The following is a 26,096-nucleotide window of genomic DNA, read 5'->3' on the forward strand; positions in this document are numbered from 1 at the left end:
GTCGAGCCGGCTCCGCCGGCGCTCACGCTCCTGGGCGGCAGAGCCCCCTGCGGGCGCCTTCTTGGGGGGCAGCGCCCCCCACACCCCCACGCTGGCTGGGGCTCTCTGCCCGGCGTGCTAACGAAGCAGCTCCGCCACCTGCCGGGTGGCCTCGGGCTGGTGCTTGGACGTATAGAGGGTCGAGACGGTCAGGGTGACACCGGCGTCCTGCCACGCCTCGATCTTCTCCCGCATCTGCGACCTCGTGCCGACGATCCCTATGTCGGCGGCCATACGGTCGGAGATCGCCGCCTCGACGCCCACCTGGTTGCCGTCCTTGACGGCGGCGACGGCCCGCTTCACCTCGTCGCCGTAGCCGGCGTCGGTGAACAACGCCGTGTAGTTCGGGAGGTTCATGTGGGCGCCAATGAAGCGCCGCAAGAACGCGAGGCCCTCGTGCCGGTCTTCGTCGATCCAGATCGGAGCAGCGTTGGCGAAGACGAAGGTGTCGCCTTTGGACTCCGGTATCACCTCGAGGAGCTCGGGGACATAGGAGAGCGGCAGGTTCGCGTTGATCGCACCGTCGGCGATCTCGGCTGCGAGCCGGGTCATCCGTCGCCGCAGCGCGGCGATGTGGATCGGAGGGAGAGGCTGGTTCGGCGCGGCAGCGCGGAGCTGCTCGATGTATCGCCGCATGTGGCTCAACGGCTTCTCGGGCTCGATCCCGAAGCGCCTCAAGATGTCGTCGTGGCTCGTCCCGAGACCGAGGATGAAGCGTCCGCCGCTGATCTCGTGATTGAACGACGCCGCGGCGGCGAGGTCCGCCGGGTGTCGGGTATAGGTCAGGGTGATGGCCGTGCCCACCTCCAGGTCGGTCGTGGCCTGGAGGATGGCCGTGCACAGGCTCATACTGTCGTAGATCTCCGAGATGCCGGAGATCCAGTCGCCCTCGGGCACGGCGTAGTCGTAGGGACACAGGACCCGCGGGAAGCCGAGACGCTCGAGCTCCTGGGCAACCTCGACCGCGGCCTTGCGATCGCCGGGCTCGGCCGAGACCAACACCCCCGGTTTGGCCATGGCTGACGACCCTATCACTTTGTCTGGGAGGATGACCGGCGATGATCACCGAGCTCAGGCCGACCGAGTTCCCTTGGATGGATCCCTCTCGCTACACGTTCTCGCTGGGTGTCCAAGGTGGAGGCGCGCTGTGGCTGGCGGGCGAGACGGGCGCCTCCTATGGCCCCGACGGCGCCACGCTGCCCGCCGGCATCGGTGACCAGGCGAGGGTTGCGTGGGACAAGATCCAGGCCGTCCTGGGTGTCGCCGACAGCGACACGTCGGCGTGCACCGAGATCGTCGAGTACGTGACGACCGCTGGCCTGGGCGAGCTCGCGGACATCGCCCGCGCTCGCCCCGGGGCTGCGGGACCAGGGTCGATCATGGTCATCGAATCACTGGTTCGGCCCGAGCCCCAGGTCGAGGTCGAGGTGGTGGCCGGCGGACCGAGCGGTCAGGTCCGCCTCCCCCAGATCCTGCCCGTCGACGAGGAGGGTGGGGTCGTCGCCCGGGGGGACCTGGTCGCCCAGGCGGCCTATGTGCTCGATCGGGCCGGACAGCTCCTCGCCGATCACGGCCTCGACCACTCCCACATCGTGCGAATCGTCCAGCAGACGACACCGGAGACGCGCCGGGAGTACCGATCGACCGAGGACGCCCGGCGGCGACTCCTCGGTCCCCTGTTCCCAGCATCGACCGGCGTTCTCGTGCCCGCTCTGCCCGTCGACGGCGCCCTTGTGGCGCTCGACGTCTGGGCATCGGAGCATCCCAAGCGCGTGATCAACCCGGGCTGGTCGGCTTTCGACGATCTGACCTTCAGCCCTGCGGTGCGAGCGGGCGACATCCTCTACATCTCGGGTACCACCGCGTGGGACCCCGACACGAATACGACCGTCGCGCCGGGCGAGATCGCCGCCCAGGCGAGGTTCGTCTATGAGCAGATCGAAGCGATCTGTCAGGCGGCGGGCGGCTCGATCGGTGATGTCGTGAAGACGATCGAGTACGTGGCGCCCGCCGGCTTCGACGGGTACCGGTCCGTCGCCGGCCTCCGCAGGGAGCTGCTGGACCGGCCGTTCCCGGCTGCAACCGGTGTGGTCGTGTCCGGGCTCCTCGGCCGACAGTGGCTCATCGAGGTGGAGGCGGTGGCCGTGCTCGCCTGAGTGCCCGTCAGATGTGGCCCCCGATGCCGCCGTCGATGTCGATCGCAGACCCGTTCACATAGGACGCCGCGTTCGAGCAGAGGAACACGATCAGCGCGGCGGCCTCCTCCGGTGACCCATAGCGACCGACCGGCACGGCCTCGGCCTCGCGAGCGATGACCTCTTCTCTCGTCTCCCCTGTGACTTCGCCCACCTCGTCGGCGCCCCGCTCCTGCATCTCGGTCCTCACGTAGCCGGGCAGAACCGAGTTCACCAGGACCCCGTCACGGCCGTACTTGGTGGCGAGCGCCTTTGGCGTCGCGACCATTTCCCGCCTTGAAGGCTCCATAGTCGACGAGGAACGGGATCGGATAGGTCGCAGTCGAGCTCGCAACCATCACGATGCGGCCCCAACGCTGTGCCCTCATCGCCGGCAGGCATCGGCGGGTGCACCGGACCGCGACATCAGGATCAGCTGGAAGGGGCTCTCCCAGTCGTCGTCGCTCATATAGAGGAAGTTCCTCGTGGGTGACGCGCCCACGTTGTTCACGAGGATCTCCGCCGGGCCAGCGTCGTGCTCGGCTGCGTCGAGAAACGTATCGACCGAGCCAGGATCGGCCATGTCGGCGACGTAGCCGCGGACCGAGCCCTCACCCGTCGCGGGCTGATAGCCGTCGAGGTCTGCGACCCGGCGCTCGTCTCTGGAGCAGAACGCGACCCTCGCACCATGGTCTGCCAGGAGACGCACGGTCACGGCCCCGATGCCAACGCTCGCCCCGGTCACGATGGCCCGCCGACCCGAGAGGTCGAGATCGAGCACCGGTCTGTCGCGTCAGGTCCCGGCGAGGCGGGCGAGGACCGGCGCGAAGTCGTCCGCTGAGTCGAGCGGGATGTGCACGTAGCTGATGCCGAGGAGCTCCCGCCGTTCCTCGAGCTGATCGACGACCTCGTCGACGCTCCCGATGAGCAGTTGCGGGGACGCGGCCGCTTCGTCGGGTGTGATGTCGAAGATCGGAGCCGTCTCCTCGAGCACGCCCTCGCGGTCATCGGTGATCATCGCGATGTAGTTCTGGCAGTGCAGCTCGATGTCGTCGAACCGGCGCCCGGCGGCCTCCCTGACCCACTCGGCCTTCAACAGGAATCGGTCCCGGGTCGTGTCAGCACCCCAGGCGTCACCTTCGGGTCGACCGCTCGACAGGTTCACGTTGATCCCGACGATGTCAGCCCGCCGAGCCGCCAGGCCCAGCATCCGTCGTCCGCCTCCCGCGAGCATCAGGGGTGGGCGGGGTCGCTGGACGGGCTTGGGCAACCCATCGAGCCCACCGATGCGATAGTGCTCGCCCTCGTAGGTGAAGGGACCATCGGCGAAGAGGCCGTCGAGAACGTCGATCGCCTCGTCCAGCCGCTCGATCCGGGTACCGGGACCGTCCTGGGCTATCCCGGACTGCTCGTAGTCGGCGGTCATCCAGCCCGCTCCGAGCCCGAGCTCGAAGCGTCCCTCGCTGAGCACATCGAGCGTCGCCGCCTCTTTGGCGAGAACGACCGGGTGGCGGTAGTCGTTGGCGTACACGAGGGTGCCGATACGCAACGTCGTCGTGACGCCCGCCACCGCGGCGAGAGCGGGAGCGGCGGCGAGCTGACCGTCGAAGTGGTCCGGCAACGTCAGCGTGCTGAAGCCCAGATCCTCCGCCTTGCGGGCGAGCTCGGTCAGTTCGCCGATCGAGGTACCGCCGAGAGTGAAGGACCCGAACCGAAAGGGGCGCGCCATGACCGTGACACTAGCCCTGATTATTCACGAGAATGCTGTTGATCGTATTTTCGGTGTGGGTTGCGCCCGGTTTGGTGGTGTGGGGCTGTCGGGGTGTCGGCGGGAGCGTCTCAGAGGGGTCGATGGCCTTGGTGTTGGTGCTCGGGCGGGTGTCGGGTGGGTGTGGGGGCGTGGCGGGGCTGTCCCGCCGGGGCAGGCGTCGAGCAGAGCAGGTCGGCTGGGGAGTCAGCGGGGGTGGGCGATGGCGAGGAGTGCTTTGGCGCCGGGGTGCTGTTGGGGCAGCCGCAAGAGGGCGCGCCGTGCGCTGTGGCACACCAGGGCGGGCAGGTGCCATAGCTGCCAGCGGAGCCGTTTGGGGGCTGCTCGGCGCAGCGCGCCGGTGAGGCATGCGTTCTGGAACCAGCCCACGAGCGCGAGACCGATCATGGACATGGCGGCCCAGGCGCTGTTCGCGTGCCAGTCTGTGAACGGCATGCGCGTCAGGCCGCTGTCTTTGAGCCGGCGTACGGCGTTCTCGACGTCGGCGTGTGAGCGCATCAGCTGGTCCAGTTGCACGGCGCTGCGGGGCTGGTCGGTGAGGAATCCCCAGTAGCGGAAGTTGTCGCTGGGGAACAGGGTGCGCTGCGCTCCGGGGTGGCGCGGCTCGCGGCGCACCACCAGCCGTGTGCGCTGCGGCCACCCCGACAGGTCCGCGAGGTCGGTGAGGTCCGCGACCTGAGCGGCGCGTCGCTTGCGCTGGCCGGGCCGCTTCGGGGCGTTGTGCCAGCGGTCCGGGTCGCCCAGCCCGGCGCGGATGGCTGCTTCTATGCCGCGATTCGACCGCGCCGACACCGCGTAGCCGATGTTGCGGTCACGCAGCTTCGCGGCGAGTGCGGGCGAGCATCCCGCAGCGTCGACGCGCACCACCAGCGCACGCCCCACGAGACTGTCGTCGTCGCCTTCGCGGTGGCCTGCGGCGTCGGGCTCGGGCAGCGTCGCCACCGCGGCGTCGATCACTTCGAGGTGATCGGCGATGTCGTTCGCTGCGGCGTTGCCGGGCCGCTGCTTTATCCACAGCGGCTCCCCGTCCGCGGTGGAGCACACCATCGGATGGAACCCGAACCCGCCCTTGTAATGGGGCGCAGCGCCCGCCTTGTTCTCCGAGTGGACCTCCAACAATGTCGAGTCGACATCGACCACCAGCGGGCCGCTGCGGTCACGGTCGGCCCACAACCGCTCGCGCACCACTGCGGCCGCGCCCAACAGCGCCGCCGGGCCGCTCGCGCCCAGGCCCGTGATCGTGCGGTACAGCGTCGAGTCCGACGCCACGTCGCCGAACAGCTCCCGCTGAGCGCGCAGATACTCGATATCGGTGCACGCCTCACCGCCGGCGGCCAGCATCAACAATCCATGGACCAGCACCTCGCCACGGTCATGAACCGGGGCCCGCTCGCCCCGTGGGGGCACCGCGGCCGACAGCGCCTCGGTCAGCCCGACACGGTCCGCGAAACCGCCCAAAGCGAACAGCCCCGCACCCCACACCACCCGGTCCCCGCCGCCTGCCAGACACGCGTTTGTGACACTGCTAGGTTTCACCTCGGAGATGCCCCCCTGAAACTGCGGATGCTTTCATTGCAGATATGCATCGTTGCAGGTCAGAGGGGCTTTTCCGCGGACCCGGACAAACCACTCCGCCCGGCTCGTGAATAATCAGGGCTAGTGCTGAGGGCCCGGGTAGCGTCCGGCGAAAGGGGAGGCCCGGATGCCACTGAACGACGAGACCCTGCTGATGGTCGTGTGCCTCGACGATACGGACGTCTCGGCCACGATCTTGCCGACTGCCCGGAGGCTCGCCCGGCTCAGCGATGCCGAGGTCCACTTGCTCCGGGTCGTCGATCTCAACGCTGTTCACGAGAGCCTCCGGCGGGGCCGCGGCGGTACCGGCCTGACCGGCTACACCGACGCCCACGTCGCCTACTCGACGATGCCGAGCCAGGAAGGTCGTATCGGCGCCGTCGTCGAGCCGCGCGGCCAGGCGATCCGGCGGGTGAGGCAGACCACCGAGATCGCTCTCACCGCCCAGCTCGAGGGCTTTCCCGACAACAGCCGGGCAGTGGTCCTCGACCACAAGGACGCCGCCCAGGCGATCGTGGAGTACGCGCGTGACGTCGGCGCGGGCCTCATCGCGATGGCCACCCACTCCCGGCGCCCCATCGCCGAGCTCTTCACGGGCAGTATCACCGAAGCCGTCGTCCGGAGCGGCGTGGCGCCCGTCGTGGTCGAGCACCCGGCGGGCTGAGGCGCGGTCGTCAGTCGGGCGGCTCGTCAGCGATCGCTCCCGACGCGGCGAGCTCGACGATCTCGCCCGAGCTGTAGCCGAGCTCGGCCAGCACCTCGTCGTTGTCAGCGCCCAGGCCGGGAGCCGGCCGCAGGCCCACAGACGTGTTGTCGAACACGATCGGGAAGCCGGGGAACGTCTGGGGACCGCAGTCCTGCTGGTCGAGGTCGACGAAGAAGTGTCGGGCCTCAAGCTGGGAATCGGTGACGAGGTCGACGTTCGTCATGACGACCGACGCGGCCAGACCGTGACCCTGAAGCGTTGCCATGACGTCGTGCTTGGACCGGCGGCGCGTCCATCGCGAGATGATCTCGTCGATCCGGTCGTGATCGGCGAGCCGGGCCTCGACATCGGACCATCTCTCGTCGTCGAGCTCGTCGATGACGCCGACCAGGCGTCGCCAGTCGCTCTCCGAGCGCACCGAGAGGACGGCCCAGTCGTCCTCGCCGGCGCACCGATAGACGCCCGACGGGGCACGAAAGCGTGAGCGTGCCCCGTTGCGCCGGGGCTGCTCGCCAGTGTCGGAGATCTCCAGGAGCTGGTCGCCTGCGAGGACCAGGAGGGTCTCGAGCTGGGAGAGGTCGACGTGCACGGGCTCACCGGTGATCCATCGTTGCCAGAGCGCGGCGAGAACGGCGGTCGTGCCGTGCAGTCCTCCGGACACGTCTGGGAAAGCGAGGCCCTGCTTGTAGGGACCCGAGTCGGCGTATCCGGTGGTCGAGGCGAGGCCGCTGCTCGCGTCGAGGATGGGCCCCCAGGACACCTTGTCGGCATCAGGTCCGGTGCTGCCGTATCCGGAGAGGTCGACGGTGACGAGATCGGGCTTGATCAGCCGGAGCGTCTCGTGATCGATCTCTAGCGACCGGACACCACGGGGGCTGTAGTTGTTGAACACCACATCGGCGGTGGCGACGAGGCGTTCGAGCACCTCGCGACCACCGTGCGCCTTGACGTCGAGGCAGAGGCTCCTCTTTCCCCTGTTCATCTTGTTCCAGAACCCGAGGCGGTTCCACCACCTGGTGCCTGCCTCGTTGTCCGGGAAGACCCCGTTGCGCAACGACGCACTCGGCAGCTCGCCCCAGGTCCACGACGCGGACTCGGCGGCCATCAGGCTCGGATCGGGCATGGCGAGCCCACGGGCCGTCGGATGCTCGACCTTCACGACGTCGGCCCCGAGATCGGCCAGGAACCGACCGACGAGAGGCCCGGCCCACGCGATCGAGAACTCGACGACCTTCACCCCCGAGAGAGGCCGGACCTTCTCCAGATCGAGGGCCCGGGCTGGCTCGCCGGGCTCGGGCTCCCGGGGAGCGGCCCGAAACGCTGGTGTCGTGCCCGGTATCTCGAAGGGGACGCCCGGCATCCTGAGACCGGGCCGCCCGGGAACCCAGTATTCCTGGTGATTCAGCTGAGGATCGGCGAGCGTGTCCATCAGGTTCGTGACCGGACCGGCCGGGCCCTGATTCGCCTGCACCGCGGCGACCACCTCCGCCACCGTGTGCTGGCTCGTCCACCCGTTGATCAGGACGTCAAGCTCGTCGGCCCGATCGAACCGCACGGCGGGCGTATAGAGATCGTCGTCGGCGAGCAACTCGACGTGGTCCATCGCGACACAGAGGCCCTCCCACTGATGCCGGGCGACACAACCGAGACAGACCCACCCGTCCGCGCACGGATGCAACGAGAGGGGATGGTGCTGCTCGCCCTGCCGGTTGCCCCACCGCTCCTTCAGAACCCCGTTGTGCGTGTAGAGAACGATCGTCCACTGGTGGCACGAGGCGAGCGCCTGCATGGCGCCGACGTCCACCACATCACCGACGCCGTCCACCCGGCTGTTCACCACAGCGGCCTGGGCGCCGATAGCAGCCGTCGCGCCCACGAGCCGGCTGACCCACGGCCCGCCGCCCGGGATCGGCTCGCGGTCACGCTCTCCGTTGAGGGCCATATGGCCCCCCATGGCCCAATGCTCCAGCGGTCCGGCCCGCCAGCCCGAAGCGGGCCCGGTCAGACCGAAGCCGGTGATCGCCACGACGACGACGCGGGGATGGGCGTCCCTCAGAGCGGCCACGCGATGGGCAAGGTCGGGATGGGGGATCTCATCGGACAGCACGACGACATCGAACCCGTCCACGAGCTCGGCGTCGGGCGTCCCCGGCTCGACGCGGATCAGCGCCTTGTAGGCCTGCAGATACTCCCAGACCGCAGACGACCCATCGCTCAGCAGTGGGGGCTCACCCCTCAGTGGGTGCCCGTCAGGGGACTCGGCCACCACGACGTCCGCCCCCACACAAGCGAGCAGGCGCGTGCAATAAGCGCCCGGTTGATCTGTGCTCAGATCGAGTACCCGAATCCCCCGCACGGTGCCTTGCCTCGGTCGCGGCGTCGCGCAGCCTAGACACCCACGGTGAGAGGCTGTGGAGGTCCTATGAAGCGCTGTCGGCGGAGTCGTCCTTGCCAGCGGACGATCCCGGGCTGGCTTCGGAGAGTCCGGTCTTGAACTCCTGCTGGGCCCGGCCCAACGAGCGGGCCAGCTTCGGGAGCTTCGCCCCGCCAAAGACGAGCAGCAAGATCACGAGGATGATGAGCAGCTCGGGGGCACCGATGTTCACGCCGGGAGGCTACCTGTTGAACAGGAGACCTGCCCAGGGTGCTCCGAACCGCGAGCCAATAACATCGCGTGCGTGTTCAACATCTCGGGACTCGAGCTGTTGGTCATACTCGTGGTCGCCTTGTTGGTGCTCGGTCCGACGCGGCTTCCCCAGGCGGCCCGATCCATCGGCAGCCTGATGAGGGAGCTCCGGAAGATGTCTACCGGGGTCACCGATGAGATCAAACAGGCCATCGACATTCCGGGCATGGAGCCCGAGACCACGACCCCGTCGTCGCCGAAGCCCAACCGGGCCTACCGCCCCGCCGCCGACCCTCGACCCGACGAGCGTGACGGTGGCTCTGATCGGGGCTCCGAGGCCGGGGACCAAGCGTCGGGCGCAGCCGACTGACCGGGCAGCCTTCCCCGAGCTCAGACCCGGTCCGCAGCCCGCGCCTCGGCCCAGGTCAGGCCCGACTCGACGTGGAAGTCGCGAGGGAGCCCGAGGACCCGTTCGGCGACGATATTGCGCTGCACCTCCGCCGTCCCACCGCCGATCGTGAGCGCGGACGAGAACAGGAAGCCGTAGTGCCACTCGTCCATCCTGACGTCGACGATCGATGGACTGGCGCCGTCGGCCGAGGTGTTGCCGGTCGCCTTGGCGCCGGCGTGGACCCACACGTCGGTCGCCGAGGTGCCCACCGGGCCGGCATCGGTCAACATGCCGCTCGCGCCGCTCAGGTCCTTGGCCAGGCGCATGACGTTCTGGCCGTGGTCGTCGGCGAGGGCCTTGCGGACTGACGCTTCGGGACCCGGTTCGGCGCCCTTCAAGCGAGCCGCCACCGTCCGGAGCCGAATCAGCCTCAGCACCTCGCCCTCGATGAAGACCCTGGCGAGCCGCGCCCGAAGCACGGGATCGTCCACACCGCCGCTCTCCCTGACGAGATCGACGAGGTCAGTAGCGGTCGGCCCATTGCCCCACAGGCAGCCCTCGCCTGACAGTGAGACGCGTTCGTTGCCGAGGGTCACCCTGGCCAGACGCCAGCCATCGCCCTCTCCGCCGATGCGGTTGGCGACCGGAATCTCGACGTCGGTGAAGAAGATCTGGTTGAACGAGTGCGCTGTCGTCATGTCGATGATCGGCCGGAGCTCGATGCCGGGCGCGTCCATCGGACAGATGAAATAGGAGATGCCCTGATGCTTCGCAACGTCGGGGTCGGTCCTGGCGATCAGGATGCCGAACTTCGACTGATGGGCACCGGACGACCAGATCTTGGTGCCGTTGACGATGTAGTGGTCGCCATCGCGGACGGCCCGCGTGGCAAGCCGGGCGAGGTCGGAGCCGGCATCCGGCTCGCTGAAGAGTTGGCACCAGATCTCCTCGCCGGTGAGCATCGGAGGAAGGTAGCGCTCCTTCTGGGCCGCGCTGCCCGCGTGAATGATCGTCGGTCCGGCCCAACCGATGGCGATGCCGTTGTGGGGCATCTCGATGCCGGCCGCCGCGAACTCGTCGTCGATGAGGAGCTGGTCCATCGGGTCGGCGTCGAGACCCCACGGCCGGGGCCAGTGGGGAGCCACCCACCCGGCCTCGGCCAGCTGCCGGGGGGTCGGCTCGGGGTTCGCCTCGATCCAGGCTCGAACCCTGGCCCGCCTGGGGTCCTCGTCCGAGAAGTCCACGCCCGCAGCCTCGGGGGCGACCGGCCAGTGGACTAGCTCGTTGCTCCCTTGGGCACCGCGGGATCGAACAGAGGGACCTTCGCCTTGGCGTAGGTCAGCTTGTGGGTGACGTGGTCGTCGTCGTCCCAGTAGATCAGGTCGAGTCCATGCCACGACGTGGGATGACCATGGACGTCGAGCGTGCACAGCCAGCTCGCCATGACCTTGCCCGTGTCGGCATCGATGAAGAGATCTTCGTCGAGGAACTTCATGTCACCGAAGGCCCCTGCGAACTGTGGCTCGAAGGCGGCCCGCACCTCCGTGTGACCGGCGTTGCGGTGTCCGTTGAACTCCTCATAGACACCGTCTTCGGAGAAGAACTCCATGGCGGCCTCGAGGTCGAAGCGATTGAACGCGTCGAGGAACTCGTGTGTCAGCTGAGCGAGACGGGTACGCCGATCGGTCATGGACCCCGATAGTAGCCCACCGCGCTGGGACAAGCGCTGGCTTCGTCAGGCGACATGGCCCGGTGTTGCTACCGAGCCTTGGCAGATGAGCGAGAACGTGCGCTATGAGGTCGCCGATCACGTCGCCCGTATCACCATCGATCGGCCCGAGAAGATGAACGCAATGACCGACGAGATGTACGGCGCCATGAGCGACGCTATCCGGGCTGCCGACACTGACTCGAACGTACGGTGCGTCATCGTCACCGGGGCCGGCGATCGAGCGTTCTCGGCCGGCCACGACCTCCTCGAGTTCGCCGGAGGAGGCGAGTGGAGGCCGTGGCGGCCGGATCGGTTCGACGTCGGCCTGGAGTGCAGCAAGGCGACGATCGCTGCGGTGAACGGCTACTGCCTGGCCGGGGCACTGGAGCTGGCGTTGTTCTGCGACATTCGCCTCGCATCGGAGACCGCCCAGTTCGGCTGCCCCGAGGTCAAGTGGGCGATCCTGCACGGCTATGGGGCGTTGCGGCTTCCGGCGATGATCGGCATGTCCGATGCGATGCGGCTCCTGCTCAGCGGCGAGTTCATCGACGCTGCGGAAGCACTGCGCATCGGGCTGGTCAGCGAGTGGCCGCGCCAAGGGAGCTCCTGTCGACCGCCTACGAGCTCGCCGAACGCATCGCCGCCAACGGCCCGATGGCGATCCGCCTGACAAAGGAGCTGGCGTACCGAGGTCGCGACATGTCGCTGAGCGACGGCCTGAGGCTCTACCACGAGTATTCGGCGCTCGCGTTTCGCTCCGAGGACGCGCGTGAGGGCACGGTTGCCTTCGCGGAGCTTCGGGAGCTGGTCCGGTATCGCCACAAGCTCCGCCAACTCCAAGCGGGCCTCAAGGCCCAGGTGCACGCGGTGCTGGGCAAACAAGGTCTGATCCAGCCCGTCGGGTTGTGGGGACAGGGCGGCGCCAGATGGCTCGACGGCACCCAGATGGCGCCCGCCTTCGAGCAGCGCCTCGAGTCACTGCGAGACCTCATCGAGGTCTATGACACCCAGATCGACGCCCTCGATGCGACCATCGCCCGCCGCGTAGCGAACGACGACGGGTATCGGGCCATTCAGGCCATCCACGGCGTCGGCCCCGTCACCGGCGCAGTGTTCGTAGCCGAGATCGGTGACATAGACCGGTTCGCGAACCGCGCCGGCTGTGCAGCTGGGCGGGGCTGGTTCCCCGCCACCGGGAATCGGACACCAAAGTGGTGCGCGGTCGGATCACCAAACAAGGTCCCGTCCTGGTGCGCTGGGCAGCCGTCGAGGCCATCTCCAAGAACCACGGCGGACCACACCTCCAAGCCTTCTACCGGCAAGTCGCCGAGCGGCGCGGCGTCAACAAAGCACGCGTTGCTGCCGCTCGCAAGGTCCTCACCCTGGTGTTCTGGGGGCTACGAGACGGCCACATCCGCTGTCTCGACCACCCCGACGCTGCGTGAGGGACGGGCGCGGTCAGCCCAGCGAGCTCGTTATCGGCATGACCCACCAACAGGTGCTGCGAAATCGCGAGGCTTGCACCTTGGCTCTGTCGAACACCAGTTCGAGTGTCGGAGGGGGGACTGTGTTTCCGCAGGTCAGAGGCAGGGTTGAGTCTCCAGTTCCCCCTAGCTCCACTTGAGGATCCTGCGGCCTCGCCGGTGGGTTCTCGGAGTTGCTCTTCTACATCGGTTCGTTTGGGTGGGCGAAGCGCGGGACTGGCCAGCGGTCCTGGGCGCTGGACGATGGCTGAGCGTTCAGGGCACCCGACTGGGTCTCGGTCGGCTCGTCAGGACCGTCGTCCTCGTCGATCTCTTCCGCGGCCGTGTGCCCTTCGCTCGACGATGTGTCCTCGTAGCTGTCGCTCTCACTCACGCTTGCGATGTCGTAGCCCCGCGATGCGTTGATGAAGACGTTGTCTCCGATCTCATCGCCGATCGGCGTGTTGCGGCGAATGATGTCTGCCAGTGTCGTGGCGTCCACTTCCGCCAGCACATCGGGGTTGGCGGCGAACCACGTGTCGTTCTGGTACCAGAAACGGTCACCGTCACGCAGACGGCGGAACTGGTCAGCGATGATCGTCTGGAACGTCTCGCCGACCATGGCCTCCTCCACATGGTCCTCGGCGAGCCCGCCCGTCCAGAGGTCGATCTGGCCGACTTCGCCGTAGGCCTGGCGCAGCTTCGCCTGTACTTGGGGGTCAGATGAGATGTCGCCGAAGCTCGTTGCCGCTGGCAGCCCGTACGCCTGGCGGGCCGCGTTGTAGGACGCCAGTCCGTGGTCGCGGCTCCGCTGGATGTTGAGCGCGGCCAGGTCGCGTCCGGGGCTGTCGGGCGGGCCGAACAGCATGTTGCGGGCTGGGTCGACCAGTTGAGTATCGACCTGCTGGGCCAGTTGTGTTGCGAGGCCGCGCAGCAAGCCCGAGATGCCCTCGTCGGTCACCCGTGACGGCGCGAAGAACGCGTCGGCCAGCGAGAGCGTCCTCTCGATGCCGTTCTCGTCAACCATGAGGAGATCGGGCGAGAGCATGGTGTGCCCCACCCGGTAGGCCGCCGTGGAGAACTCATTCGCTATGGACGCATCGACTGCTGGGTCGTAGCCGTCGTAGGAGCCGACCGAATCGGGGCCCAGCAGTATCGGCAGGAATTCGTTGTAGGTGATGACCTGCATCTCAGCGCCAACGATCTTGCGAGCCATTTCGAAGATCTCCTGCCCGGACAAGCTGGGATGGGCGGTCGCGATCAGGTCGGCGAGGCGATTGTGTTCACGGACGAACAGTGTGTGTAATGCGGAAAGTCTCACCTGCTCATTCGCCCGAATATCACCTGCCGCGAACAGATCAGTGCGAGAACTTCCGGCGCCTCGGCCGCCGCTGTCATTGTCGAGTCCGAACTCATTGAATGGCAAGAATCGGCCGTTGCCCGATGTGCGGAGCTTCACCGTGCCGTCGTTGGTTCGCAGCGCCTGCGTTCGATCTAATGACGATCCGTAGACATTCGAGGCGTCGATGAACGACGTGACCACGTTGAGCTGCTGCCGGGTGCCGCCTGCAGCAGTGCCGTGAGCCGACCGGTTGAAGGCAATCGTGCGAGTCCCAGCGGATGTGGGATCGAAGACAGCGTCCCCGGTCGGAACCGGGATCGGCAACGACTCTGCGGGGTTGTGCTTGGGCGTAAGGCTGATGTCGTGGTCCAAGAACTGTCCCCACTGCCACACCATGTCGGTGGCTTGGGCGGCGTTGGTGATTGACCTGGCCTGAGCTGCCACGATGTTGCTGACTGCCCTCGACCCAGGCATGTCCGTGGGCACATCTGAGAGCCCGGCGTAGTTCGCGGCTGCCAGCCGGAGCAGCTGAGCGCCAGCCGAGCCGAACTCGGGATTCTCGACATTGTTGCCCCAGCCGTCGAGCGAGCGCACCCCAAACGACATGGGGTATTCGCGCAGGGCAACCGGGACGATGTCGCCAACACGCAGCCGGACCCGCACGCCGGTCCACGTCAGGACTTCCCCGTCAGACCGTGCGTCGGCCAGGTTCAGCCACACCTGCCGCAGCCGCAGCACCAGCCTGTCGGTCCTACCGTCGATGGCAGGGGTGACGGCGAAGTGCACCGCACAGTCGGTGTCGGGCCGGCTGCATGCGACAGTGAGCTCTGTCACCGCGTGGCTGGTACCCCCGATGGTGATTTGGTCATCCGACACGGCGCCGAGGCGGGAGCTGGCGGCGAATCCGGTCGCACCGGTGCTTTGGCCCACACTCAGCGATGCCGACCACAGCTCAGAGGTGGCAGCGGTCGACAACGCAGGACTGGTTTGGTCGTCCTCCTCAGCTGCTGCTGCGGGCGCCGCCGTGCCCACCGTCACAAGGACCGAGGCCAGCACGGCCAGCGCGGTGCAAACGGCGATCTGCGGCCGCCCGCTCCGCCGCGTGCGTGGAGGATCTGCGCGCTCAAATGGGCCGCTCATCGGGCCCGATAAGCGTGTCGCATCATCTGCGCCGCCCGCCACCCAAGGGTGAGCTTTGAGAGTCGGGGCGATCCGATGGCGTCCGGTGGCGATCCCGATGCTGGGCAAAGCACCGGCGCAGACTACAGAGAGATGACGCACTGTTCATGGATACCTGTGTCTATTTCATGTGAAGCACTAGCCCAGCGACGACTTCGCCGTACGCGAGTAGTTTTCGGCGGCACATGACCCTGCTGTCGCCGTATCGAGTACTCGACCTCACAGACGACCGCGGGCATCTCGCGGGCTTCATCCTGGCAAGGCTTGGCGCCGAGGTCATTGCCATCGAGCCGCCGGGCGGCACCCCAGTGCGGCAGCTGGGCCCGTTCGATGCCGACGGCACCTCGTTGACGCACTCCCCTTATGCCCGCGGCAAGAAGTCGGTTGAACTCGACATCACCAGCCCCGATGGCGCCGAAGCGCTCCGCGGTCTCGCGGCCGGCGCCGACGTGCTGCTGGAGTCGGCCCCACCTGGCGAGCTGACATCGCTGGGCCTGGGACCCGACGCACTCGCCGAGATCAACCCCGCACTCGTCATCGCTTCGATCTCGCCGTTCGGCCAGACCGGTCCCAAGGCCGACTGGGCGGCGGCCGATCTGACTGTGTGGGCATCAGGCGGCCCGATGCACCTGTGCGGCGACGAAGACCGGGCACCGCTCGGCGTGGGCGTCCCTCAGGCATTCCGTCACGCCGCTGCGCACGCTGCATCACTGGTGACGCTTGTACTGGTGGAACGCAACCAATCCGGCGGGGGCCAGCACATCGACGTATCGGCGCAAGCCGTCGCAATGAACTCGACGATGTCGTCGGTGCTGTGCTCGCTGATCGGAGCCCCCTTGACCCTGCGAGGCGGCGGAGCTGTGCGCAGCGGCGACCTCCGGCTGCGGTTCATGTACCCGGCCAGCGACGGGCACGTCTCGGTGACCCACGTGTTCGGGGCTGCCATCGGGCCGGCGACGGCTCGGCTGATGAACTTGGTGCACGAGGCAGGATTCTGCGATTCCGAGACCGCGTCGAAGGACTGGATCGGCTACGGCATGGCGCTCAGCGACGGAAGCGAGACAATCGAGGACTTCGAGCGAACCAAGGAATGCGTCGCCGCATTCACGGCCTCCCGGACGAAGCAGGAGCTGTTCGCCCTCGCCAACGATCATCGCCTGCTGCTCGCACCGGTCGCCACAACCGCCGACGCCGCAGCATCGGAGCAATTGGCCGCTCGCAGCTACTGGGACGACATTGACGGGCAGCGCTATCCGGGGCATTGGATGAAGCCCGAACCCACCGACGGCTCGGCCGATCGGGTGCCGGCCATCGGCGAGCACACGGCCGCTGTCCTGGCCTCGCAGCGGACACCTGCAGTGTTCGCCCCGGAGGCGCCGACCAGATGTGAGCGCCCGCTCGAAGGCTTGAAGGTGCTCGACTTCATGTGGGCAGTGGCCGGTCCCACGTTCTCCCGGATCCTCGCCGATGCAGGGGCGACCGTGATCCGGGTCGAGTCATCAGTCCGCCTCGACGCGTGCCGTACGTTCCTGCCGTTCATCAACAACGACCCTGGGCCCGAGAACAGCGCCCTGTTCAACAACATGAATGCGGGCAAGCTCGGCATCACGCTGAATCCGGGCACGCCAGCCGGCCTCGAAGTCGCGCACGACCTGATCCGCTGGGCCGACGTCGTGTGCGAGGCCTACACGCCCAGAGCCATGCGTTCATGGGGTCTCGACTACGACAACGTGCGCGAGGTCAACCCATCGGTCGTGATGCTGTCGACCTGCCTGTTCGGCCAGAGCGGGCCGCTTGCAAACTTTGCGGGGTACGGCAACCTGTCGGGTGCGATGGCCGGGTTCTACAACATCACCGGATGGCCCGATCGCGCTCCGGTCGGGCCCTATGGCGCCATCACCGATTACACCTCGCCGCATCCGGCACTGGCCAGCCTGCTGGCTGCCGTCGATCATCAACGCCGGACCGGTGAGGGCCGCTACATCGACTTCTCTCAGGCGGAGGCGTCGATTCACTTCATCGCGCCCGCCATGCTGGAGTACTTGCGTAATGGCACTGTCGTGGGCGGGCGAGGTAACACCAGCGAGCACGCCTGCCCGCACGGTGTCTTCCCCGCAGCCGGGGACGACCGCTGGGTGGCCGTCGTTGCGCAAGATGACGACGCATGGGCTGCGCTCGCCCGCCTTGTCGGCTGCGATGACCTGGCGACGCTGTCGGTCGGCGACCGACTCGAACGACGGGCAGAGCTCGAGGCCGCCCTCGCCGCCTGGACGAGCAAACTCGATGAAGCAGAGGTGGAACGGCAGTGCCAGGACGCCGGCGTGGCTGCGCACCGGGTGCAGAACAGTCCCGAGCTGGCAGTCGACCCCCAGCTCACCCACCGGCGTCACTGGGTTGAGGTTCCCCACTCGACGCATGGCTCGACGATCATCGAGGCTCCTCGGTTCACCATGTCGCGCAGCCGAGTGTGGCCAGAGGTCGCCGCTCCCGCTCTCGGAGAGCACCTCTATGAAGTCCTGACCGAGCATCTCGGTTACGACGCCGATCGCGTTGCCGAGCTGGCCGCCGCCGAGGCATTCGACTAGCCCAGCGACAGTGCGAGCCTTCTGTGTGCAGAAATGCTCGCTGAGGCAGCATTTCTGCACAAATTTGGTGCAGGCAGCAATCTGTGCGCAAATTTGCCGCCTGAGGCAGCATTTCTGCAAACAGTCCGCGCCGGTCGACCTGGTCTGGCGGTTTTGCCGTCTCTCCGCACAGCCTCTAACGTGCGCGCATGGCAGCAATCGATCACATCGTCGTCGCGGCACCGGACCTTGAAGCTGGCACTGCGGCCGTGGAAGCACTCGTCGGTATGCGTGCGGCGCCCGGTGGGCCCCACCCGGGCGTCGGCACCCGCAACACGCTCCTGTCGCTCGGCGACGACGTCTATCTGGAGATCATCGCGCCCGACCCAGAACAGCCCGCCCCGGCCAATCCGCGGCCGTTCGGGATCGACAGCCTGAGCGGGCCGAAGTTCGTGACGTTCGCCGTGCATGCGTCGGACGGCGAGACCATCGACGACGTGGTGGAGGCGATGCGCGTCTGCGGCGAGGACCCCGGCGAGATCATCTCGATGAGCCGCGTCAAGCCCGACGGCGAGGAGCTCCACTGGTCGCTCACCCTGTCCCCCGCCGGTCTTGCCGAGGGGGCCGGCCTGGCCCCGTTTGTCATCGACTGGGGCGACACCACCCATCCCGCCACCGTGACGCCGACGGGCTGCACGTTGGTGTCGCTGGCCGGAACGCACCCCGACCCGGACCACATCCGAGCGCTGCACGCCGCAATCGGCATCGACGTTGACGTGAACGCAGGCGACAGCGTCAGCCTCGAAGCGACGCTCGACACGCCGAACGGCCGCGTCACTCTCCGCTGAGCCGGGGGGGGATCAGCGCCCGTCCGGTCAACAACCCTTGGCCCTGCACCGGGCGCATGGCGTCCAGCGCTGACTAGTCGTCCGCGCGCCAGTCGACGGGCTGACGTCCGGCGGCCACCAGGGCGGCATTCGCACGGCTGAACGGGCGACTGCCGAAGAACCCGTTGTGCGCGCTGAGCGGCGACGGGTGAGCCGATTCGATGACCACGTGTCGGGTCAGGTCCACAAGCGATTTCTTGCGGCGGGCAAACGCGCCCCACAGGATGAACACGACCCGCTCGGGTCTTGCGCTGACGGCACGGATGACCTCGTCGGTGAAGGTCTCCCAGCCAGCCGACCGATGCGATGCCGCTTGGCGGGCTCGCACCGTGAGAAACGCGTTGAGCAGCAGCACACCCTGGCGCGCCCACGCCTCTAAATTGCCGTGCGACGGCGGCTCAATGCCAAGGTCGCTGTGCAGCTCGGCGAAGATGTTCTGCAGTGACGGCGGCTGCGGGATCCCCCGGGGAACCGAGAAGCACAGTCCGTGGGCCTGGCCGGGGCCGTGGTAGGGGTCCTGGCCCAGAATCAGGACCTTCACCTCGGCGAATGGCGTCAGGTGAAGCGCAGCAAAGACCTGATCGTGGGGTGGGTACACGGCGCTCTGGGCACGCTCGTCGGCTACGTACTGCTGCAGGATCGGCCAGTAGGGCTTGTCGAACTCGCCCCGCAGGATTGGGTTCCAGTCGGTGCGTGGCATAGCCCGCTAGCTGAGATCCACGGCGTCAGGAGATCGCTGCTGCTGCCGCTGCCGACAACTCGATGCCGCGCCCGATGCGTGCTCGGTACAGATCCAAGTCCACGTCGTCAGCGGGCTTTTGGCCACGCATATAGCGGGCGTACACGCCGTGGATGATGCACGCCGATTTCCAATGGTTGAAGCTGACGTAGTACGCCAACTGCGAGAGATCCGCTCCCGTGTGTTCCTCGTAGCGCTCGATGAGGTCAGCGCGGCTGACGAATCCGTCCACCAGCGTCGGCGGATCTGAGCCCTCCAGGATGTCGTCGCTCGGCTCGGTCCAGCCGTTCAGCGCGTAGGCGAAGTCCGCCAGCGGGTCGCCGAGTGTGGAGATCTCCCAGTCCAACACCGCCTGCAATTCGCCGCTGGGGTTGAACAGGCAGTTGTGCAGGCCGTAGTCGCCGTGCACGACGCGCGCCGGACCTTGCTCTGGCTTGTGTTCGGAGAGGAAGTCGTGCAGTTCGTGGACGACGGGAGTGTCGTAGGTTGCCGCTTCCGCCGAGGCTGTCCAGGAGCGGTACCAGGTGCGAATCTGGCGCCCGACGTAGTCCTCCTTCTTGCCAAGATTGCCCAGGCCGACGTCGTCGGGATCCACCGAGTGCAGCGCTGAGAGCACGTCCATGAACGACATGCCGACATGTGCTCTGCCTTCGGCGCTCAGGTGCTCGCGGGCATCGGCAGATTCGAACAGGGGCCTGCCTTCGACATGACTCATCACGTAGAAGTGAGCGCCGGTCACATCGGGGCTTTCGCAGTAGCCGTAGGCGATGGCGACCGGCACATCCGTCGGCCCCAAACCGCTGATGATCGTGAACTCGCGCCCCATGTCGTGCGCCTTGGGCAGCAGCTCCCCCATCGGCGGGCGGCGCACGACCGCCGTGGTGCCGTCGGCGGCGGTCAGCTTGTAGGTGAGGTTGCTGTGGCCACCCTCGAGCTGAGTCCAGGTGAACGGCGACTCGAGCCCGTCGACGTTGGCGTCGATCCATGCCTCCACCGCGGGCACGTCGTACCCGACGACAGCGTCTGCTGTTGACTCGCCTGCCGCCTCGTCGGCCATCTTCTCCCCCTTGTACCTGGCGAGCGCCCTCCAATGTGCAGGCTGGCGCAGTTCGCACACACTATGGCAACGGGCGGCGCCCGCTGCGGGCTGTGCACACCCGCGCCGAGGGCTGCACCGGCACCGCGAATCCGCGACGAATCGCGGCGGCGGCGACCGGTAGCGTCGGCGCCATGGACCCGACCGCACCAGGTCTGCCTTCAGAGCTGACGTCGCCGCCCCCGCACATGACGCCCGACGAGTTCCGGCAGCATGGCCGAGCGGTCATCGACTGGATCGCCGACTACTGGGAACGCATCGAGTCGCTGCCGGTGGCGTCCACCGTTGCACCGGGTGACATCCGGGCGATGCTGCCCGACGCCGCCCCCGAAGAGGCCGAGCCGTTCGAGAACCTGCTCGCCGATCTGGACCGCGTTGTGCTTCCGGGCGTCACGCACTGGCAGCATCCGGGCTGGTTCGCCTATTTCCCGGCGAACAATTCCCCGCCATCGGTGCTGGCCGACACGGTGTCCGCAGGGCTCGGGCTGATCGGCCTGTTGTGGTCGGCCTCGCCCGCAATGACCGAAATCGAGAGCCACATGCTCGACTGGCTGGTGGATCTGCTGAGCCTGCCGGGCCACTGGAAGACCACGTCGACCGGAGGCGGCGTGCTGCAGGGCAGCGCGTCGGACGCGACTCATGTCGCCCTGGTCGCGGCCCGCCACCGCGCTAGCGCTCGCAGCGGCCTGCCCGCGACCCAGATGGTGGCCTACACCTCGGCCCAGGCGCACAGCTCGGTGGAGAAGGGCGCCAACATTGCGGGCTTCGGCGTGGTGCGCCTCATCGAGACCGACGAGCACAGGGCAATGCGACCTGACGTTTTGCGCGCTGCAATTGAGGCCGACGCGGCTGCAGGTCTTGTACCGGCGTTCGTCGGCTCAACCGTCGGCACTACCGGCACCACCGCGGTCGACCCGGTCCGGGCCATTTGCGCCATCGCCCGCGAGCACGAGCTATGGCATCACGTCGACGCTGCGTATGCGGGCACGGCCATGATCTGCCCCGAGTTCCGTCGCCACCAGGACGGCATCGAGCTGGTGGACAGCTACGTGTTCAACCCTCACAAGTGGATGATGGTCAATTTCGACTGCTCGGCCTTCTACGTCGCGGAGCGGGAGGCGCTCACCGAGGCGCTGTCGATTGACCCGCCGTACCTGCGCAACGCCCAGAGCGACGCTGGCAACGTGATCGACTACCGCAACTGGCAGGTGCCGCTGGGTCGCCGCTTCCGAGCGCTCAAGCTGTGGTGGGTTCTGCGCAGCTACGGTGCCGCGGCGCTGCGACAGATGGTGCGCCACCACGTCGCCATGGCCCAGGAATTGGCGCAACGACTCGACGACGACCCTCGCTTCGAGATCGTGGCGCCGCACCCGTTCTCGCTGGTGTGCTTCCGCTGCAGTCCCGCCGACGACTTCCAGACTTCACAAGAAGCCGCGGACCGCGCCACCGATGCGGTTGCTGCGGCGGTGAACGACAGCGGCGTCGCCTACCTGACCCCCTCCAAGCTGGATGGCCACAGCATCATCCGTGTGGCGATCGGTCAGTCCCGCACCGATCGCGAGCACCTGGATCGGCTGTGGAAGACGATCAGCGAGGCCGCCGTCTAGCCGGCAGGTCCGAACGTGCCCAAGGCGGCCAGCAATCGGTCGTTCTGTTCCGGCGTGCCCAGGCTGATCCGCACGCCTTCGCCCTCGAACGGGCGGGTCACCAAACCCTGCTTCTCCAGCCGGACGAACAGGTCCATGGCCCCAGCTCTCACCGGCAGGTAGACGAAGTTGGCTTGGCTCGGCACGACAGGCCAGCCCTGTTCATCCATCGCAGCACTCACTCGCTCGCGCTCCGCCAAGATGCCTGCCACTCGTTCGCTTAACTCCGCTGCGGCCTGAGGCTCCAGCGACGCCAGCGCGGCCACCTGGGCGATGCCGCTGACGATGAACGGAAGCGCCACCTTGTCGAGCGCGCCGACGACGCCCGGGTGCCCGACGCCATAGCCGACACGTAGGTTGGCAAGGCCATAGGCCTTGGAGAACGTGCGCAGCACGAGCGCATTCGGGTGTTCGGGCACGATGGCTTCAATGGGATCGGCCACCGCAGCATCGGTGACGAACTCCCGGTATGCCTCATCGACCACCACGATGATGTCGTCAGGCACGGCTGCGAGCAGGCGCTGCAGTTTTGCAGTCGAACAGACCGTGCCGGTCGGGTTGTTGGGGGTCGAGAGGACCACGATCTTCGTGGAGTCCGTCACCGCTGTGGCGACGGCGTCGAGGTCGAAGGCATGGTCGACGAGCGGAACCGTCACAGCCCGAGCCGCGGACACTGCACAGAACACCGGATGGACCTCGAACGAGCGCCACGGATACACGACCTCATCGCCGGGATCGACGTACGAGGCAAACAGCTGCTGGAGCACGCCCACCGATCCCGAGCCGACAGTGACCTGATCGAGTCCGACGCCGTGCCTGTCGGCCAGCGCTTCCCGCACCTCCATGCAGCGATGATCGGGATAGCGATTCATGCTCGACGCGGCCTCGGCGACTGCCTTAGCCACTGAGGGCAGCGGGTCGTTGGCATTCTCGTTGGAGGCCAGCTTGACCGCCTCGACCAGGTTGTGCTCGGCCTCGGCCTGCGCGGCTGAGCGACCTGGCTTGTATTCCGGCAGCCCCTCTACGGCCAACCTTGGTCGTCCGATCATGCGCTGGCACTCCTGATTCTCGGGGCGGCCACCGAGTCGTGGCACTGCCCGGCGGCAAGTTACCGGGTGCACACACCGTGGAGAGGCTTCGGCGTGTGTGTTGATGCCATATGACTCCCGCTCGTGTTCGCTTCGCTCACAGACCGCTCGGGCCCTGGCTGTCTACAAGCAGCGGTTCGCCTGGTCGCCTGGCGTGGCGGCCGCCCGGAACTCGTCAGCAACAGCCGCCATGGTGGTGAACGTCACGCCGGGCCCCGATGCCATGTGATCGATGAGCCGTTCGAGCATCAGCATGCGACTGCCCCGTCCGATGCACTGGGGATGCATCGTGAGCACGAACACCCCGCTGCCGACCCGGTCGCAGAGGTAGTCGAACTCGGCGGACCACACGTCATAGACGTGGTCGGGGGTGCGCAGCCCTTGCACCGTGGGTCCGTCGTAGCTGAAGTAAGGCCAATCGTCGAGGATCCAGTCGAACGGCAGCTGAACGAGGTCCACCTCACCGCCGAATTGGTGCGGACCGTCGGTGGTGGGCACGTCGCCCAACCGGCACCACGTGGGTGCGTAGTCGTTGCGGGCCATGGAGGAGTCATAGGAGAATCCGTGCTCGAGAAGCAGGCTGATCCAGCGGTCCCCGCAGTTGCCGCCCGGCACCCGGTGCCCGACTGGCGGACTGCCCGAGAGCCGTTCGAGGCAATCCATCGAGCGCGTCAGGATGGCCCGCTCGTCGGCTTCGTCACGTTTGGACGAGGGGGCCTCGTGGCAGTAGCCGTGGTAGCCCACCTCGTGCCCGTCCGAAACCACCCGGGCGCACACGTCGCCGAAGGTGTCGATGGTGTGGCCGGGGATGAACCACGTGGAGGGAAGGCTGCGTTCGTCGAGCAGGTCGAGCAGCCGGTGCGCCCCGATCGTGGAGAATTCTCCGCGGGCGGTCAGGTTCGGCGATCTTGAACCTCGTGGCCCCGTCCAGATCGAGATCGCATCAAAGTCGAAGCTCAGACAGACCGTGAGGCCTGTGGCGCCGTTCACCGTTTCGTCGCTCATCTGCGGACCCTACCGAAGCCGCCGGACGCGATTTCCACCACCGGTCGGGCCGCCGTCATTGTGACCGTCGACACCGCTGACCGACTCGCACTCCTCGGCCCAGTCCATCCGCCGCGCAGGTGCTGGTGCCAGATTCAAGTACGCCGAGGGCGCCGCTACGGTTTGCCGAGTGACGCGCCATCCTGCCCGAATTGCTCCGACGCGTGCGGCAATAACTCAACGGCGGTTCGGCGTTGCAGCGCTCGCTATTGCCCTCGTCGCCACAGCGCCAGTGCCCGCTGGGGCGAACCCGGCGCAAGTTTGGTTGCCCCCGCAAGCCGACAAGAGCTGCGAGGACGATGTGCCCATTGTCGTAGCCAGCGACGCGGCGGCGCAATCAGACCTTTATAGCGCCGCGACGCTCGCCGGAGTGATCGCAACTGATTGCATTGTGCTCGCGGGGCTCGGGATGAGCAGATGCCGACGTCGCAGCAGGCCCGCCTAGACGTCGCTGCCTCGGGCGGGTTCGTGGTGGGAGGCGTAGCTGCGGTGCCTGCAACCAAGGTCGCCGGACGTGACATGATCCGCCTCGCCGGCACCGACCGCTGGCACACCGCTCGCCTAGTCGGTGCCCAAGCACGACGAAGCGCCGGAATCACTCGCGAGACGAACGCCGCCGACGCGTCCGCCGACGCTGAACTCGACACGACCGACTGCACTGACAATGTGCCGATTTTGGTGGCATCAGACGCAGCGGCTGAATCGGACCTCTACAGCGCTGTGACCTTGGCCGGGGCAATCGGCACCGATTGCATCGTGCGGGCCGGGGCGCGTAGCGAATCGATATCCGCCGACCAGATGGCGCGTCTTGATGCCTCGGCTGGAGGCGGCTTCATCGTGGGGGGCATGTCTGCGGTGCCTGAGGCCAAGGTCGCCGGGCGTGACATGACTCGCCTCGCCGGCACCGACCGCTGGCATACCGCCTGCCTCGTCGGCGACCAAGCACGACTCACCGCCCAGCCCGCGGGCACCGATAGCTCCCCGTGTTCGCCCCGTGACAGAAATGACGACCCGCCAGCCGACGAGTCCGGTGCCAGCTTCAAGGCTGTCGCCGCCAGCTCTCAACATACGTGCGCGCTGCGCACCGACAACACCATCACCTGCTGGGGCTACAACAGCCACGGCCAGTCAGACCCGCCCGACGGCAGCTACACAGCCGTCACCGCGGGCAGCGGCCATACGTGCGGGCTGCGCACCGACAGCACCATCCACTGCTGGGGCAACAACAGGTCTCCCGGTGGGGGGCCATTCGGCGGGAACTGGCTGTTGAATCAGGCAATCGCGCCCGACGGCAACTACACATCCGTCACCGCTCGGGGGGACCAGACGTGCGCGCTGCGAACAAGCGGTGCTGTCGTGTGTTGGGGGCAACTGCATACGCGCACTGCCGATCCTGTCGTCCAATAGTCACACCGTGCCCATCTGGTGTCGTGTCCAGCGATGTCGGGGCGGGGATCGCAGGAATCGAGCAAGCGATGCGCCGAGGCAGTTCATAGGTGCGTTGACGGCAGGAGCAGAGACGGGCACCGGTTCGGCACCACGAATTGCCGACCGCTCCCAGTGCCGGTGGCTACTGCGCAGGTGCGGATTCGGCGAGTGCAGCGCCCGCAGCGACCGCCGCCGCTTCAGGCGGCATGCCGATGCCCAGGTACCCCTCGATGCGCGCAAGACGCTGCCCGTTGCTGGCGACCTCAGCCCGCAGGCTGGCAAACTCCGCATGCATCTCCGCACGCAGACCGCCGATCTCGTCACGCATCTCCGCACGCAGACCGCCGATCTCGTCACGCAGACCGCCGATCTCGTCACGCATCTCCGCACGCAGCTTGTCGATGCTGCGCTGCTGGTGCCAGACGATTGCGACGGCTGCAAGCACCATCGTCAAGACTTGGGCGGCGACTGTCACATCCACATTCTAAACCTAACGATGCGGTCAGCTCGTGGGCAAATCAATTTATATGAGATATATCGAAAGTTGTACACCCTACACGTCGCCAGATGCAGATCCAGATGCTGCGCCAACGCCGTCTCGGAACCCCGCAGGCGACCGCAGGTAGCGTG

The 26,096-nt window shown here is 67.2% G+C and carries 24 protein-coding genes and 1 pseudogene; 9 read left to right on the forward strand and 16 right to left on the reverse strand.

Translation table 11 applies throughout. The features are described 5' to 3' along the window. Window positions 1-117 precede the first annotated feature (117 nt). A complete protein-coding gene (locus ACOQPH_RS07255; RefSeq protein ID WP_419553439.1) occupies window positions 118-1,056 on the reverse strand; it encodes an LLM class flavin-dependent oxidoreductase in 939 nt (312 codons plus the stop codon). A gap of 41 nt (window positions 1,057-1,097) precedes the next feature. Here ACOQPH_RS07255 and ACOQPH_RS07260 point away from each other — a divergent pair, with 41 nt between their 5' ends. After that, window positions 1,098-2,195: a RidA family protein gene (locus ACOQPH_RS07260; protein ID WP_419553440.1), complete on the forward strand. Its 1,098-nt coding sequence runs from the start codon at window positions 1,098-1,100 to the stop codon at window positions 2,193-2,195. A gap of 7 nt (window positions 2,196-2,202) precedes the next feature. Here ACOQPH_RS07260 and ACOQPH_RS07265 read toward each other — a convergent pair whose 3' ends face one another. The 5 genes from ACOQPH_RS07265 to ACOQPH_RS07285 form a co-directional block, all read right to left on the reverse strand. Then, a complete protein-coding gene (locus ACOQPH_RS07265; RefSeq protein ID WP_419553441.1) occupies window positions 2,203-2,502 on the reverse strand; it encodes an SDR family oxidoreductase in 300 nt (99 codons plus the stop codon). After that, a complete protein-coding gene (locus ACOQPH_RS07270) occupies window positions 2,459-2,602 on the reverse strand; it encodes a hypothetical protein (RefSeq protein WP_419923363.1) in 144 nt (47 codons plus the stop codon). Before ACOQPH_RS07270 ends, ACOQPH_RS07265 begins: the two co-directional genes overlap by 44 nt. Beyond that, window positions 2,599-2,994, reverse strand: coding sequence for an SDR family NAD(P)-dependent oxidoreductase (locus tag ACOQPH_RS07275; protein WP_419553443.1), 396 nt, complete (start codon window positions 2,992-2,994; stop codon window positions 2,599-2,601). Before ACOQPH_RS07275 ends, ACOQPH_RS07270 begins: the two co-directional genes overlap by 4 nt. Before the next feature lie 12 nt (window positions 2,995-3,006). Next, a complete protein-coding gene (locus ACOQPH_RS07280) occupies window positions 3,007-3,942 on the reverse strand; it encodes a TIGR03621 family F420-dependent LLM class oxidoreductase (RefSeq protein ID WP_419553444.1) in 936 nt (311 codons plus the stop codon). 225 nt (window positions 3,943-4,167) lie between these two features. Continuing rightward, window positions 4,168-5,517, reverse strand: coding sequence for an IS1380 family transposase (locus tag ACOQPH_RS07285; protein ID WP_420621095.1), 1,350 nt, complete (start codon window positions 5,515-5,517; stop codon window positions 4,168-4,170). Between the two features lie 166 nt (window positions 5,518-5,683). Between ACOQPH_RS07285 and ACOQPH_RS07290 the strand changes: the two genes are divergently transcribed. Then, window positions 5,684-6,220, forward strand: a complete 537-nt coding sequence (locus ACOQPH_RS07290) for a universal stress protein (protein ID WP_419923364.1) — start codon at window positions 5,684-5,686, stop codon at window positions 6,218-6,220. A 10-nt stretch (window positions 6,221-6,230) separates the two neighbouring features. On the opposite strand, the gene ACOQPH_RS07295 is transcribed toward ACOQPH_RS07290, so the two are convergent. Further along, window positions 6,231-8,618: a CoA transferase gene (locus ACOQPH_RS07295; RefSeq protein ID WP_419553446.1), complete on the reverse strand. Its 2,388-nt coding sequence runs from the start codon at window positions 8,616-8,618 to the stop codon at window positions 6,231-6,233. Window positions 8,619-8,682: 64 nt separating this feature from the next. Next, window positions 8,683-8,868: a twin-arginine translocase TatA/TatE family subunit gene (tatA, locus tag ACOQPH_RS07300; RefSeq protein WP_419553447.1), complete on the reverse strand. Its 186-nt coding sequence runs from the start codon at window positions 8,866-8,868 to the stop codon at window positions 8,683-8,685. Window positions 8,869-8,940: 72 nt separating this feature from the next. Here tatA and tatB point away from each other — a divergent pair, with 72 nt between their 5' ends. Beyond that, window positions 8,941-9,258 carry a Sec-independent protein translocase protein TatB gene (gene tatB, locus ACOQPH_RS07305; protein ID WP_419553448.1) on the forward strand — a complete coding sequence of 106 codons (318 nt, stop codon included), beginning with the start codon at window positions 8,941-8,943 and terminating at the stop codon, window positions 9,256-9,258. A gap of 20 nt (window positions 9,259-9,278) precedes the next feature. Here tatB and ACOQPH_RS07310 read toward each other — a convergent pair whose 3' ends face one another. After that, window positions 9,279-10,523, reverse strand: a complete 1,245-nt coding sequence (locus tag ACOQPH_RS07310) for an acyl-CoA dehydrogenase family protein (RefSeq protein WP_419553449.1) — start codon at window positions 10,521-10,523, stop codon at window positions 9,279-9,281. A 32-nt stretch (window positions 10,524-10,555) separates the two neighbouring features. Further along, window positions 10,556-10,969, reverse strand: coding sequence for a nuclear transport factor 2 family protein (locus tag ACOQPH_RS07315; RefSeq protein WP_419553450.1), 414 nt, complete (start codon window positions 10,967-10,969; stop codon window positions 10,556-10,558). A gap of 85 nt (window positions 10,970-11,054) precedes the next feature. Between ACOQPH_RS07315 and ACOQPH_RS07320 the strand changes: the two genes are divergently transcribed. Together ACOQPH_RS07320 and ACOQPH_RS07325 are read left to right on the forward strand one after the other, a co-directional pair. Then, window positions 11,055-11,660: an enoyl-CoA hydratase/isomerase family protein gene (locus ACOQPH_RS07320; protein ID WP_419553451.1), complete on the forward strand. Its 606-nt coding sequence runs from the start codon at window positions 11,055-11,057 to the stop codon at window positions 11,658-11,660. 275 nt (window positions 11,661-11,935) lie between these two features. Then, window positions 11,936-12,435, forward strand: a pseudogene (locus tag ACOQPH_RS07325) (transposase). A 220-nt stretch (window positions 12,436-12,655) separates the two neighbouring features. On the opposite strand, the gene ACOQPH_RS07330 reads toward ACOQPH_RS07325, so the two are convergent. Further along, complete coding sequence (locus ACOQPH_RS07330) at window positions 12,656-14,935, reverse strand: peroxidase family protein (protein WP_420623977.1); 2,280 nt, start codon at window positions 14,933-14,935, stop codon at window positions 12,656-12,658. A 224-nt stretch (window positions 14,936-15,159) separates the two neighbouring features. Here ACOQPH_RS07330 and ACOQPH_RS07335 point away from each other — a divergent pair, with 224 nt between their 5' ends. Together ACOQPH_RS07335 and ACOQPH_RS07340 are read left to right on the forward strand one after the other, a co-directional pair. Beyond that, entirely contained in the window at window positions 15,160-17,559 is a 2,400-nt protein-coding gene (locus tag ACOQPH_RS07335) for a CaiB/BaiF CoA transferase family protein (RefSeq protein ID WP_420623978.1), read from the forward strand. A gap of 188 nt (window positions 17,560-17,747) precedes the next feature. Beyond that, window positions 17,748-18,386 carry a VOC family protein gene (locus ACOQPH_RS07340; RefSeq protein ID WP_420623979.1) on the forward strand — a complete coding sequence of 213 codons (639 nt, stop codon included), beginning with the start codon at window positions 17,748-17,750 and terminating at the stop codon, window positions 18,384-18,386. 73 nt (window positions 18,387-18,459) lie between these two features. Here ACOQPH_RS07340 and ung read toward each other — a convergent pair whose 3' ends face one another. Both ung and ACOQPH_RS07350 read right to left on the reverse strand, forming a co-directional pair. Then, on the reverse strand, window positions 18,460-19,125 hold the full coding sequence (gene ung, locus ACOQPH_RS07345; protein WP_420623980.1) for a uracil-DNA glycosylase: 666 nt from the start codon (window positions 19,123-19,125) through the stop codon (window positions 18,460-18,462). A 25-nt stretch (window positions 19,126-19,150) separates the two neighbouring features. Continuing rightward, window positions 19,151-20,221 (reverse strand): phosphotransferase family protein, encoded by a 1,071-nt coding sequence (locus ACOQPH_RS07350; protein WP_420623981.1) that lies wholly within the window; start codon window positions 20,219-20,221, stop codon window positions 19,151-19,153. A 173-nt stretch (window positions 20,222-20,394) separates the two neighbouring features. On the opposite strand from ACOQPH_RS07350, the gene ACOQPH_RS07355 reads away from it, so the two are divergent. Beyond that, entirely contained in the window at window positions 20,395-21,867 is a 1,473-nt protein-coding gene (locus ACOQPH_RS07355) for a pyridoxal-dependent decarboxylase (protein WP_420623982.1), read from the forward strand. Here the strand turns inward: ACOQPH_RS07355 and hisC are convergent. Together hisC and ACOQPH_RS07365 are read right to left on the reverse strand one after the other, a co-directional pair. Next, window positions 21,864-22,955 (reverse strand): histidinol-phosphate transaminase, encoded by a 1,092-nt coding sequence (gene hisC / locus ACOQPH_RS07360; RefSeq protein ID WP_420623983.1) that lies wholly within the window; start codon window positions 22,953-22,955, stop codon window positions 21,864-21,866. The two genes, ACOQPH_RS07355 and hisC, sit on opposite strands and share 4 nt — an antisense overlap. A 162-nt stretch (window positions 22,956-23,117) precedes the next feature. After that, window positions 23,118-23,999 carry a polysaccharide deacetylase family protein gene (locus ACOQPH_RS07365; protein ID WP_420623984.1) on the reverse strand — a complete coding sequence of 294 codons (882 nt, stop codon included), beginning with the start codon at window positions 23,997-23,999 and terminating at the stop codon, window positions 23,118-23,120. 456 nt (window positions 24,000-24,455) lie between these two features. Here ACOQPH_RS07365 and ACOQPH_RS07370 point away from each other — a divergent pair, with 456 nt between their 5' ends. Next, on the forward strand, window positions 24,456-25,445 hold the full coding sequence (locus tag ACOQPH_RS07370; RefSeq protein ID WP_420623985.1) for a hypothetical protein: 990 nt from the start codon (window positions 24,456-24,458) through the stop codon (window positions 25,443-25,445). A gap of 163 nt (window positions 25,446-25,608) precedes the next feature. Here the strand turns inward: ACOQPH_RS07370 and ACOQPH_RS07375 are convergent, their stop codons facing one another. Further along, window positions 25,609-25,947 carry a hypothetical protein gene (locus tag ACOQPH_RS07375; RefSeq protein WP_420623986.1) on the reverse strand — a complete coding sequence of 113 codons (339 nt, stop codon included), beginning with the start codon at window positions 25,945-25,947 and terminating at the stop codon, window positions 25,609-25,611. Window positions 25,948-26,096 lie beyond the last annotated feature (149 nt).

Source organism: Candidatus Poriferisodalis sp., assembly GCF_965221945.1.
In the GTDB taxonomy this organism is placed as follows: Bacteria; Actinomycetota; Acidimicrobiia; order Acidimicrobiales; family Poriferisodalaceae; genus Poriferisodalis.